A 12,883-nucleotide genomic window follows, 5' to 3' on the forward strand; every position below is an offset into this window, starting at 1 on the left:
TTTCTAGCCATGGGTGAAGCCCATGGTAAATTTGCCCATCCAACGGTTCCCGTTGTAGCGGCATGGGCCTAACTATTCCCCATAAATTCGCGCTAAAACCCATTCGTGCGGATAGCGGAAAACCATCGTTTAATGGCATGAAATTCTATTTCATAAGACCATGTCAACATTCGTCCCCCCAGAAATATGGCTTGACCCCATCTTTCCGGGGAAAATGAGTTGAGGTCCGTTTTTAAGGAATGGATCGTTCATACTGAAAAAATGATCAAATCGAAAGAAAGGGATCAAGCCGAAAAGTCGGGGGCATTTTACACCCTAATGAAAATTTGCAGTTCCCCAGGGGAAACACTTTTAGATTCATTTCGTGTAGAGGAGCTATCATCCGTGCCGCTGGCACTTCTTCGGGAGGTTGAGGAGCGCTTAAGATCCTGCGGATGAATCCGCAGGTTACAAAATTTATCGTGCCGCTGGCACTTTGCCCCGATTTGTACATGGGAAACCGCAGTAGCCTATCTTAGCGAATGGCGGAATAGGCTGAAAGAATGATTAGTTGATTTGGATCGTAAAAGCCGTCGCAGCTATCTGCTCAGGTATAGTGGTTGGCTTGGTTGAGGTTAAACGCTGAATATGCGCTAGCAACTGAGCATCCTGCCTAATCCGCCTTTGGCGGAGGGGCATATAGAAGGTGCAGGTTGTCACCTGCACCAACAATGATTACACACAAAAGGGTAAGTTCCGTAAGAACGGCAGATATAAACGCAAATAGGAACATCTGTTTTAAAGGCGTTTGCCCTGTGGAGGAAAACCATCGTTTTAACCGTATGAAATTTTCTTTTATAATACCATGTCAACATTCGTCCCCCCAGAAATATGGCTTGATCCCATCTTTCCGGGGAAAATGAGTTGAGGTCCGTTTTTAAGGAATGGATCGTTCATACTGAAAAAATGATCAAATCGAAAGAAAATCATACAGCACCATAAATTATTGGAACAGTTATAATTTGACAGCATCTGAAAACAAACGTGAAAGTTTATAGTGGTTAGCAAATAAACCACACACCAAACCAACTACATATTTAAAGTTATAAACCGTATATTTTTTATAACAAACACTTGTGAAGGGTGATTTCTTTTATATTTTTGTCATCAATTAACAAAAAAAGGTAATGAAAAGCTGTTTTAGTGTATTAAAAAGGAGTTCGCCGATAGTTGAAAATTGTAACACCCATGATATTGGCTCTTGATAGCCCATTTCTTCTCATTAATAATCGCCCTAATGAAATGTTTTTCGTTTAACGTGAAAGACACGTTTATTTTATTCCTAGTCACTGGCCTATTCATTTCAATAAGCGGCCACGCACAAAACTTTACTACCAATGCTGATGGCAACTGGAGTAATGAAGGGAATTGGGATCGAACCAATCCCAATGGGTGTGGGACATTGGCAAATTACCCAAGAACAAGCACATATGATCCCCAATGCCAAGTTGATGTCACCATAGAACATCATATCAATTTTGATGTAAACACAACCTTTGGCGGGGGCTATTTTAAAAGTTTGACTGTATCTGGACCGAATGGCCTGGTGACATTCCCCGGAAATTTAACTTTTGACCAAAGTGGTTCCAGCCTACCCGAGCCAAACAATGTCGTGATCAATGTGACCAATGGAGGAATGATCGATGTTTCCAATGGAAGTCTCTTAATGAATCGAGGAGGTGTTTTAAACATCACGGGCAATAGTACCGTAATTGTCCGGGACCTTGTTTTGCAAGGCAACAATGCTGAAATAAATGTAGAAGAAGGATCGGAATTGATTGTTTTAAACAAAGTCACTGTTAACAGCGGAACCGATTTAAACATAAGAGGAAATTTAATTACTGAAAAACTTGATTTTGCTTCCGGGGGAAATGTATCAGCATTTGAAAATGGGAACATACAGGTTACAGACAATTTAAAACTAGCAAACGGTAACCTTACCCTAAACGAAAATTCCAACATCCAAGTAGGTGGTAACATCAGCATGTCCGGTGGATCTCAATTTAACATTAATGAAAATAGCAGTGTTAACTTGGAAGGGGACTTCAACTTGGAAAATGGAAACTTAAACCTTTCGGGATATGGTGATGTGAGTGTTGCTGGGAATTTTAAATTCCAAAATGGAGGAGGAGGAGTGCTTAACATGCAGGATAATTCCTATATCCACACCGAAGGCAACCTACAAATCAATTGGCATACGGCCAATCTTAGTGATAATGCGATTTTCACCGCCGATGGTAATACAGTAGGAAATTCAGGAAACGTTCAGAAAGGCGGAAACGCTTGTTTTAATACGGCCAATGAACCATCCTCATCCCCATGCGCCAGAGTATTACCTGTAATATTCGATAAAATCGAAGGGATCCTTAAACCAACACGAACAATTGAAATTTATTGGTCAGTTTATGATGAAAATGCTCTTGATGGATATAAAATAGAAAGCTCCTTCAATGGCATCAAAAATTTTACTGTAGCGGGCGAGGTTTCAGGTGCAGGTTGGTCAGATGACCTGCGGTCATATACTTTTGAGGACGACGATTTGCCACTAGAAGCAGGGCGAATGTATTATCGTATAAAGCAAATCGACCTGAACGGAAACACCACCTATAGTAAGATTATTGCCATCGATATTCCAGCTGCCAAAGCTGCCCAAAACAGGTGGCAAATTTACCCAAACCCTGCCAATGGCCAGCAGGTCAGCCTGGCTTTCAATGCCTACGAAAAGTACCCCCATGAGGAAGTTGTGATAACGCTCTACAACAGCCTTAACCAAGCCCGTACATTCAAAGCCGATAATCTAGAAATGCTGAATTCCCGTCTCCGGGAAAAATTGACCTATTTTTCGAAAGGGTTGCTCGTCATGGAAATCCGGTGGAAAGACCAGCAACAGCACCTTAAATTAATGCTGTAAACAACCTGAAAAATGTAACTAATTAAATTCATAATTATATTTTTCGGGAAACTATTGTTTTCCTATTTGGTTTTGTATGTTTGTATCGCTGCACTAACACCATAATATGAGCATGCTGTCTAACCGATTAAACTGTTACACTTTATATTTTCGGTTGATTTTAGCACTGATTTTGGGAAGTTTTTTGATTTGTAGGGAAGCCCAAGCGCAGTGTTCAACCACCATCACTGTTCCTTCTGGTGAAAGCACCATCAATATAAAATTAACACTGACGGAAGTAAGAACTTTCAATACCTATTGTCCAGATGGGTTTGAATATCGGGTAAACCTAGACTATGAAGTAACCTTTGATGGGCCGCCCCCGACCCTATGGACATTACAAGGCTATCTCATCTGTGATGACGGGGTAGAGCGAGATGAAAACTACTTTGATCTCCCAGAAGCCGGAGGCAGTGGCTCGGTGCTTGCAGCGCAAAGCGATTGGTACACTTGCTCGTCCTCCCCTCCAAACCCCAGTCCTGCGGATCTAGGCTGCCTAAATTTCAGGCTAGAGATCGACGGCCCCAATATCGCCGAAGATGATGGAGAAATTACCGAAGGAGTATGCCAAGACCCTAACGCCTGCGTGGAGGAGATACAGGTATCAGAGCTGGAGCGTCTTTATATTTACCGCTGTGACGGTCCGTTCACGGTACCCGCCACCTTTGATGACGCGGAAGTATTTGTCGTCGCTGGTGGCGGAGGAGGAGGTCATGGAAGCAGTGCCGGAGGTGGTGGTGCAGGCGGAACGGTATACAGCGCCTCTGTCCCTTTGACTGCAGGAGAAACCTATCCGGTTTTTGTCGGAAAGGGAGGTGAAGGTGCCAATACCGCTAGTGAAGCAGGTCAAAACGGCATGAACTCTAGCTTTAACGGCATCAGTGCCATTGGCGGTGGCGGTGGCGGCTCATATCATTCCAATGACGACATCAGCACCGGAAATGCAGGAGGATCCGGAGGTGGCCATGCCAGCAATTCCAATACAGGTACCAGGGCACAAGGTTCTCAAGGCAACGGAGGAGGCTTGGGCGAGGAGAGCGGAAATGGAAACGGCAACGGAAATGGTAATGGTAATGGTACAGGAGGAGCACGATCAGGTGGTGGAGGCGGAGGTTCTGCCTCTACAGGAGGCAGCGGAGAAGGTGCCAGCGGTGGTGTCGGAGGCGAAGGATCATCTTCTGCCATCTTAGAAGACCTATCCGTAGACGTAGGCATCAACAACCTTTTCGCGGCAGGTGGAGGTGGCTCCGGAAGACCGGGCCAGGGCAATAACCAAGGCGCCGGAGGAAGCGGTATCGGCGGCAGCGGATCCACTGACACAGGAGCGGACGGCCAGCAAAACACCGGATCCGGCGGAGGTGCCGGCTGGGATGGCGGGGGTGATGGAGCGGACGGCATAGTGATTATCCGTCTACGATTGGCGAGCTTGCCCGTGGATTGGCAGGCCATAAATGTGGCATACCATGCGCCCCAAAACAACGTCCAAATCAATTGGTCTGTTTCAGAAAAAATATCCACCAGCCACTATGAAGTGGAGCGGGCCTTTAATGGTATTGAGGATTTTAAAACCATTACCCAAATAAATGCCCGTGCATCCGCTAAAGAGCTGATGCATTACCAGTACCAAGATCACCTGCTACCGGCCACAGGAGGCCTCCTATATTACCGGATCAAAGAAATTGATCTAAATGGAAATGCTTCCTATTCCCCTGTCTATTCCGTCAAAGTACCTGCTAGCCAACAGGTAAAAAGAAAATGGACCGTGTACCCCAACCCTGCCAGTGGTCAAGAAATCAACGTGTCTTACGCCGCTGCAGAAGAAATAAAAAACATCCAATTCCGATTGGCTTCCCCACTACAATCCACAGACTATTTCACCGCTACCAGTGAGCGTGATTTTGGGGAGGCCCTCCAAAAGGTTTTTGGCACCTTGGAAAAAGGTATTTGGGTACTTGAAATCAGGTGGAATGATAAATCCGAATTTATAAAAATCATGAAAGAATGACGCCAAGGTCGCTACCTCAACATTCCTCCACGGGCAAGCTAAGAAGGGGCAACATCGCTCGAGCTCAAGCGGCACCATCAACATCAACCCTTTCAGGTTCCCTGCAAGGCTACTCAACGTTCTTCAGAAGAAGACAATCGAATTTCTGCATTGCCCGAAATAAGGTAATGCTTTCCTGAAGCAATCTCTTCACAAAGCACCCGTGTCCTTCTGGGCTGTATCTTTTTGAATTTTCTGCCCTTTAGCTCAAACGCTTCACCGATGGAAATTTCACTAAGATAGATGGCCTTTACATCTGCCCACCCCGGATCATACTTTCTCATTTCCCTGTTCAGCCAAAAATCGGCATAGGAAGAGGCCTTAGGATTGGCCATATGCCTCTTGAGCGGAATGAGCAGATCTCTAGGGAAGACCTCATGCGTCAATACCGGATACATGAGCTTCTTGAAGGTTCTTTTCCATTCTGGACCGTGTGGTTTGATACGAGTGCCATATTCCGAAAAGGCACGATGATGGGCGACTTCATGAATGTAGGTCATTAGGAATTGATAGGGATTCAGGTTATGGTTTATGGTGATGGTCTGAACTTTTTGGTCTGACCTAAACCGAAAATCCCCCAGCTTAGACACCCGGGATTTGCTGACGGTAAAATGAAAAGGCGCCTCTTCCCATAACTTCAAGCAATAGGGGGCGGCTTTTTCCGGAACCTTTACCTTAAAAACCCGGGCCAATTTTGTAGCTACGCTAGAACTCATGCACTACAAATATAAAAAAAAAGCACCGATTACTCGGTGCTTCGATAAGTTCACTTTTGATGGGAGGATTAACCGTTGATTTCTTCCGTTACCTCTTCTACCGTTTCTTCCACTGAATCTACAGTATCTTCCACTGTTTCTTCAAGTTCCTCCACTGATTCTTCGATCACTTGCTCAGTCTCTTCGATTTGAGTCTCGATCATTTCTTCAGTTTGTTCAACTTCTTTTTTGCCGCAAGAAGTGGTCAATACCAGACCAGCAAGGGCGAATAAAGCAATAACTTTTTTCATGTGTTTTTCTTAAAATAAGCACGCAAATGTACTACCACTTTCAATATTTACAAGCACTTTGAGAAAAAATATTTTTTATTTTCTCTTATAGGTGATTTTAATCGGAACACCCTGAAAATCAAAGTGATCCCTAATCCTATTTTCCAAATACCTGGTATAAGGTGACTTCAGGTATTGGGGCAAATTGCAGAAGAAAGCAAACACCGGATTTTTGGTTGGCAGCTGGGTGATATACTTGATTTTTATATACTTTCCCTTCCATGCTGGCGGAGGGTATCGCTCGATTTCGGGCAGCATCTTATCGTTTAGCTGGGAAGTGGTGATTTTACGTGTCTTGTTTTCATACACCTGAACCGCCAATTCAATGGCTTGGAAAATACGCTGCTTGGTCAGCATAGAGGTAAAGATAATCGGAATCCAACGGTTCTCGCCCAGTTTTTCCATCATATCATCTTTAAACTTGTTCATGGTCTTATGGTCCTTTTCGATAAGGTCCCACTTGTTTACCATGATCATGACTCCCTTATTATTTTTAATGGCCAGTGAGATCAGGTTGATATCTTGAGACTCAAGTCCTCGTGTAGCATCCACCATGACGATGACCACGTCAGAGTCCTCCAACGTCCGCAAGGAACGCATGACAGAATAAAACTCGATGTCTTCCTTTACCCGAGACTTTTTACGGATCCCCGCGGTATCTGAAATGATAAAGTTCTTACTATAAAGGGTGTAGTAGGAATTGATCGTATCCCGAGTGGTTCCTGCTTCATCTGTTACGATGGTCCTTTCCGTTCCCAGCAGGGCATTCAAGAAAGAAGACTTCCCTACATTGGGACGACCAAGAATGGCGATTTTCGGAATGCCCTCATCTGGATTTTCGATGCCTTCATCGTCAAAAAGGGTAACCAGTTCATCGAGCAAGTCACCGGTACCACTCCCACTTGCTGCTGCGATGGGATAAACGGTCCCTTCACCTAGACCAAGCTCATAAAATTCATTGGCCATAAATGCCCTTTCCTGGGTATCTGCTTTGTTGGCCACGATATAGATAGGCTTATTGGTACCGCGCAGCTCATTGGCAAATTCCTTGTCCAAATCCGTCAATCCGTCGATACAGTCCACTACAAAAAGGATGGCAGAAGCCTCTTCCACTGCCAGCTTCACCTGCTTCCGTATCTCCGCCTCAAAAACATCCTCCGATCCCGTCACATATCCACCGGTATCGATCACCGAGAAAAACTTTCCTCCCCACTGGGCATGCCCATAATGCCGGTCTCTGGTGACCCCACTTTCATTGTCCTCGATAGCCTTCCGCTGTTCGACGAGCCGGTTAAAGAAAGTGGATTTGCCCACATTTGGCCTCCCTACTATTGCTACTATATTTGCCATTTTTTCTACGGTTTGTAAGGCTACTGATCGTAACCGAATTTTCTTAGTTTGTTTTTATTTTTTCGCCAGTCATCCTCCACCTTTACATGGGTCTCGAGATACACTTGCTTACCAAAAAAGGCTTCCAACGCCTCCCGGGATTGAATCCCCACATGCTTGATGGCCTTGCCTTTATCACCTATGATAATGCCCTTTTGGCTGGACCGCTCCACAAAGATAATGGCTCGGATGCGGATGAGCTTATCATCTTCCGTAAATTGGTCGATGGCCACTTCTGTACTGTAGGGGATTTCTTTTTTATAATTGGTAAAGATCTTCTCCCTGATAATCTCAGAGGCAAAGAAACGCTCTGGCCTATCGGTAAGTTCCTCCTTATCGTAATAAGGCGGATGGACAGGAAGTCTATCGAGGATTTCCTGCATGATCCGCTCGATGTTGAAATTCTCCAGGGCCGACACTGGAATGACCGTATCGGCCTTGATCCGTTCGGTCCAATACTGGGTAACTTCTTCCAGTTTGTTTTCTTTCGATAGGTCTATCTTATTGATCACCAACAACACCGGTGCACCTGCGTGGTTGATTTTCTCAATGACTTCTTCTATTTCATTATCGGTTTCATACAAGTCTGTGACAAAGACAATGACATCTGCATCCTCCAAAGAAAGGTTCACAAAGCTCATCATGCTTTTGTGCAGCTCATATTTAGGCTTGAGCATGCCAGGGGTATCCGAAAACACGATCTGGTAATCATCTCCGTTCATCAGCCCGAGAATACGATGGCGGGTGGTCTGCGCTTTAGAAGAAATAATCGAAAGGCGCTCACCTACCAATACATTCATCAATGTGGACTTGCCGACATTTGGTTTCCCAATGATATTTACAAAACCAGCCTTATGTGTTTTTTCGGTCATACGTTAAATATTTTCACAAAGGTACTTGATTTTTCATAAATTCTGCCTACCTTTGTATCACAATAAAGGAAACAGGGCATTGAAAAAGTCAAAGCCGCCTTTAATTTAGATAAAAGATATAAATTATATAAAGATATATCGCGGGATGGAGCAGTTGGTAGCTCGTCGGGCTCATAACCCGAAGGTCACAGGTTCGAGTCCTGTTCCCGCTACTAAACAATTAGTTGATCATTCGTGGTCAACTTTTTGTGTTTTATAGGAGTTCTGACGCAGTTAATAAACCACGTTTGATTCAATTCAATTCCAACTGGTTCCAAATGACTCAAATTTGTCCCCTTTTTCGTCCTCCTTTTTGTCCCCCTTTTTACCTGTATTTCAAATCCATTTGAATAGAACAAGAATTTTAACATGAGTTTTTCAAATGTTAATGTTCTGTTATTTGTAAACTGCTATTTCAAGCCTATTTTTTCTTTTTGGTCAACCATAAATAGCGTTAGTCAAAGCAAAAGAGACGCCCCTGCAGCGAATAAGGGTGCTGTTTGATGCAAAATAAGCAACGATTAATTTTGATTAGCATCGAATAAAGATTATTTTCGTTGCAAATAGTACATTGAATGAAAGCTTTTATACATCAAAAAGACAATTGGCCGGAATTTACCTGGAACAGTAATGACTTCTTGGACCTGTTAAGTGAGGCAAGAAATTTACAGGGTAGGCTTATTGGAAAAATGGAAACATTGGGTTTCGATTTGAGAAATGAGGCGCTACTTGATACATTGACCCTTGATGTATTAAAATCATCGGAGATAGAAGGCGAATTCCTTGATCCTGACCAAGTGCGTTCATCAATTGCCCGTAGATTGGGAATGGAAATAGCAGGAGCAGTGGATGCTGACAGAAGTGTCGAAGGAGTAGTTGAAATGATGCTTGACGCTACCCAAAGATGCTTTGACCCATTGACAGCTGACAGGCTTTTTGACTGGCATGCAGCTTTGTTTCCCACAGGAAGAAGTGGGATGTACAAAATTACCGTAGCAGATTGGAGAAAAGATACTACCGGGCCTATGCAGGTTGTATCCAGGGCAATGGGGAAAGAAAGGGTTCATTTTCAAGCGCCTGATTCCAATCTGGTTGAAAAAGAAATGACCCGATTTCTAGATTGGGTCAACAACAGTAAAATAGACTTGGTAATGAAAGCAGCAATCGCCCATTTATGGTTTGTAACCATCCACCCTTTTGAAGATGGAAATGGAAGAATTATCAGGGCATTGACCGATATGCTGCTGGCGCAAGCTGACAAAAGTAACCAACGTTTTTACAGTATGTCTGCCCAGGTCCGGTTGGAAAGAAAACAGTATTATGAGATATTGGAAAAAACGCAAAAGGGCAATTTGGATATAACTGATTGGATTGTTTGGTTTTTAAATTGTTTGATCAACGCTTTAAGGTCCACGGATTTAATACTTTCAAAAGTCTTGTTCAAAGCTGCTTTTTGGCAAAAGCATGTGGATACTGCATTAAACGACCGACAAAGAAAGTTATTGAATAGGCTAATGGATGGATTTGACGGGAAATTAACCTCGTCCAAATGGGCAAAGATTGCAAAGTGCTCTAAAGATTCAGCAGTTAGGGATATTAACGACCTTATTGAGAAAGGGATCTTGCAAAAAGAAGCAGCAAGAGGAAGAAGCACCAATTACGAATTGATAGGATTGCCAGCTGGTAATCAAGTAGGCAAAGGAGAATCCAACTCCTAAACCTCACACAGGACTATATCCTGCAAGTATGTTTGATCTCTTCAAAGCACTGTCGGATTCGTACACCTCGTACGGCTCGTACCGTACGAATTTTACGAGGTGGAAATGATATTCAAAAACATGCAAATGAATTCAATTTTAAAGCAAATGCTCGTTTTCTGAAATTTGGACATGTTCAAATAGATCGATTTTCTGCTTTATACATCAAAAAGAAAAAAGATCATTCAAAAACTAAAACAAATACCGTACTCATACGGCCGGCCCCTAAAGCCATATTTTATGAGTTTCAAAATGATATGATTCAAATAAACTGTAAATGCCGAACGAACCCATCCCAGCTAAACCAATAGACTCATTTTTTCAAATAAATGTCCTTTGAATATGATATGAATAGTTTAGATTTGTAAGGTTTTGGTATTCAAATGCCTAAAAATTATGGAAATCGATGAGATTCTAAATAAAACTTACCCAATGTCGAAGGAGTCAAAACGCTTGGTAACAGAAAACATTGCAGAAGTTTATTGTAGAAAAAACTATATTATAATTTCTGCAGATCGGATAGAGCGAAACATCTATTTTATTAAAACGGGAATAGCTCGTACTTTTGCAAAAATTGGTGATCAGGAAATTACTTTTGCATTTGGTAAGGAAGGGGATACCGTTGCTTCGTTAAATAGTTTTATTGCAAATCAGAAGGGATATGAATATATAGAACTATTGGAAGACAGTGTACTCTATGAATTAAATTCCAAGTGTCTTCAAGGACTTTTTAACGAATCCATTGAAATTGCAAATTGGGGCAGAAGATTTGCAGAAAATGAGTTGATCAAAACTGAAAAACGATTGATTTCAAGACAGTCTGGAACAGCTTCCGAGCGGTATGAGGAACTTTTAATCAAATTTCCTGACTATCAAAAGGGTTCAATTGGGGCATATTGCCTCTTATTTAGGTATTAACCAGGTAAGTTTAAGTAGAATTCGCCGTGAATTGATGTAGCTATTCCATTTTTTAACATTTGTATAATTTTTTCTCTCATTCTTTTCAGAGCTTTGCATACAAAAAGAGAGGGAAAATGAATTGGATTTTATTGGTTATTGCAGGTTTATTTGAAGTAGCTTTTGCTTTTTGTCTAGGAAAAGCAAAGATTTCAGCTGGCAAAGAGATGTACTTATGGTATTTGGGTTTTTTAATAGCTCTCGGAATAAGTATGGGATTACTTGTTAAAGCTACTCAAACATTACCGATTGGGACTGCTTATGCAGTTTGGACCGGGATCGGTGCTGTAGGAACGGTGATTATGGGCGTACTTATATTTAAAGAACCAGTAACTTTATTGAGAATGCTTTTTCTCTTTACGTTGATAGCATCCATCATCGGGCTCAAAGCTGTTTCAGTTCACTAAATGTTACTAGATATATGAGTATAGTCATTCGAAAAGCAAAAGAAAAAGACAGTGACAAAATTTGGTAACTGATGAAGGAACTTGCTGTATTTGAAAAATATATCGACTCTTTTATAATAACACCTGAGATAGTCAGATTTACCGGCTTTCAAAAAATCCCGCCAGATTTTTATAGCATGGTTGCCGAAGAGAATGACAAAATCATAAGTATGCTTATGTACTATCTCCTTCCATATACCACTCAAAATAGACCCGAAATCTATTAGAAAAAATTGTTTGTCGATAAAAATAATCGCGGAAGAAAAATAGGAGAACAACTGATGGAGTACGTGAGAAAGGAGGCTGAATTAAATCATTGTACTCAAATCAAATGGACGGTTGCTCTTTGGAATTTAAATGGACAACGGTTTTATGAAAGTCTTGGAACATCTGAAAATAAAGAATGGCTGAATTATGAATGGAATATTTGATTCAAAATGGGAGATCTAACATTAGTTGAAGTGGCATCTGATGAAATAAGACAGCTGCAGGAAATTAGTAAGAAGACTTTTCATGAGACCTTTTCTGGTTCAAACACGGAAGGCGATATGAAAAAGTATTTAGAGGAGAATTTTACAGAGGCTAAATTAAAATCAGAATATTCTGACACAAACTCAAAATTTTATTTCGCTAAAATGGAGGGAATTGTGGTTGGTTATCTAAAAGTGAATTTTGGTCTGTCCCAGACAGAATTGAAAGATGAAAGATCTCTTGAAATAGAAAGAATTTATGTTTTGAGCGAATTTCATGGAAAAATGATAGGACAATTCCTTTTCGATCAAGCCATTCATTTAGCAGTCCTGAAAAATTTGGAATATATTTGGTTGGGAGTTCGGGAAGAGAACTCGAGGGCTATTGCTTTTTACAAAAAGAACGGATTTGTGGAATTTGATAAGCATGTTTTTATACTCGGAGAAGATAAGCAGACAGATATTCTGATGAAGCTAACATTGTAAATTTTAGAATGACATAATTTCTTTTTTACTAAATTGAGTAGAGATCCAAAGCCATACAAGAATATTTATATTAGGCCTTCCTCTGCTTGAAGATTGAGTGTAAAAGTCATAGGTTTTATTTTGCCCGCCTTATAGCTCTTCTTCCAGGATCTCTACCAATTTCTTGGCAGAAGGCCCACTTTTCTCCTTTCTTACTCATGGAGCAGATTTAGAATTTAAAGAAATACAAACTAAAACCAAAATATGCAAATGAATTCAATTCTAAATCAAAGGTTCGTTTTCTGAAATTTGTACATCTTCAAGTAGGGCGATTTTCAGCTTTTTACATCAAAAAGAAAAAAGATCATTCAAAAATTCGAAATAAAAAATGGGCTTATATGACAATAGGA

Annotated in this window: 11 protein-coding genes and 1 tRNA gene; 8 read left to right on the forward strand and 4 right to left on the reverse strand. The window is 41.6% G+C overall.

The features are described from left to right. Nucleotides 1-1,276 precede the first annotated feature (1,276 nt). Together ECHVI_RS03925 and ECHVI_RS22890 are read left to right on the forward strand one after the other, a co-directional pair. Complete coding sequence (locus tag ECHVI_RS03925; protein ID WP_015264650.1) at nt 1,277-2,950, forward strand: hypothetical protein; 1,674 nt, start codon at nt 1,277-1,279, stop codon at nt 2,948-2,950. A gap of 106 nt (nt 2,951-3,056) precedes the next feature. Further along, nucleotides 3,057-4,994, forward strand: a complete 1,938-nt coding sequence (locus tag ECHVI_RS22890; protein ID WP_015264651.1) for a glycine-rich domain-containing protein — start codon at nt 3,057-3,059, stop codon at nt 4,992-4,994. A gap of 113 nt (nt 4,995-5,107) precedes the next feature. Here the strand turns inward: ECHVI_RS22890 and ECHVI_RS03935 are convergent, their stop codons facing one another. The 4 genes from ECHVI_RS03935 to era form a co-directional block, all read right to left on the reverse strand. Beyond that, nucleotides 5,108-5,749, reverse strand: coding sequence for a SprT-like domain-containing protein (locus ECHVI_RS03935; RefSeq protein WP_015264652.1), 642 nt, complete (start codon nt 5,747-5,749; stop codon nt 5,108-5,110). Between the two features lie 68 nt (nt 5,750-5,817). Continuing rightward, nucleotides 5,818-6,039, reverse strand: a complete 222-nt coding sequence (locus ECHVI_RS03940) for a hypothetical protein (protein WP_015264653.1) — start codon at nt 6,037-6,039, stop codon at nt 5,818-5,820. Between the two features lie 75 nt (nt 6,040-6,114). After that, complete coding sequence (der, locus tag ECHVI_RS03945) at nt 6,115-7,428, reverse strand: ribosome biogenesis GTPase Der (protein ID WP_015264654.1); 1,314 nt, start codon at nt 7,426-7,428, stop codon at nt 6,115-6,117. A 20-nt stretch (nt 7,429-7,448) separates the two neighbouring features. Next, nucleotides 7,449-8,339: a GTPase Era gene (gene era, locus ECHVI_RS03950; RefSeq protein ID WP_015264655.1), complete on the reverse strand. Its 891-nt coding sequence runs from the start codon at nt 8,337-8,339 to the stop codon at nt 7,449-7,451. 139 nt (nt 8,340-8,478) lie between these two features. Between era and ECHVI_RS03955 the strand changes: the two genes are divergently transcribed. From ECHVI_RS03955 to ECHVI_RS03985, 6 genes are all read left to right on the forward strand, one after another. Next, nucleotides 8,479-8,551 (forward strand) — tRNA-Met (locus tag ECHVI_RS03955). 402 nt (nt 8,552-8,953) lie between these two features. Further along, nucleotides 8,954-10,096 (forward strand): Fic family protein, encoded by a 1,143-nt coding sequence (locus ECHVI_RS03965; RefSeq protein ID WP_015264657.1) that lies wholly within the window; start codon nt 8,954-8,956, stop codon nt 10,094-10,096. A gap of 435 nt (nt 10,097-10,531) precedes the next feature. Then, entirely contained in the window at nt 10,532-11,053 is a 522-nt protein-coding gene (locus ECHVI_RS03970; protein ID WP_015264658.1) for a Crp/Fnr family transcriptional regulator, read from the forward strand. Nucleotides 11,054-11,169: 116 nt separating this feature from the next. Continuing rightward, on the forward strand, nt 11,170-11,499 hold the full coding sequence (locus tag ECHVI_RS03975; protein WP_015264659.1) for a DMT family transporter: 330 nt from the start codon (nt 11,170-11,172) through the stop codon (nt 11,497-11,499). Nucleotides 11,500-11,771: 272 nt separating this feature from the next. Continuing rightward, complete coding sequence (locus tag ECHVI_RS24285) at nt 11,772-11,969, forward strand: GNAT family N-acetyltransferase (RefSeq protein WP_217189916.1); 198 nt, start codon at nt 11,772-11,774, stop codon at nt 11,967-11,969. A 6-nt stretch (nt 11,970-11,975) separates the two neighbouring features. After that, nucleotides 11,976-12,494, forward strand: coding sequence for a GNAT family N-acetyltransferase (locus tag ECHVI_RS03985; protein ID WP_015264660.1), 519 nt, complete (start codon nt 11,976-11,978; stop codon nt 12,492-12,494). Nucleotides 12,495-12,883: the final 389 nt, after the last annotated feature.

The sequence above is a fragment of the Echinicola vietnamensis DSM 17526 genome (assembly GCF_000325705.1).
GTDB lineage: Bacteria > Bacteroidota > Bacteroidia > Cytophagales > Cyclobacteriaceae > Echinicola > Echinicola vietnamensis.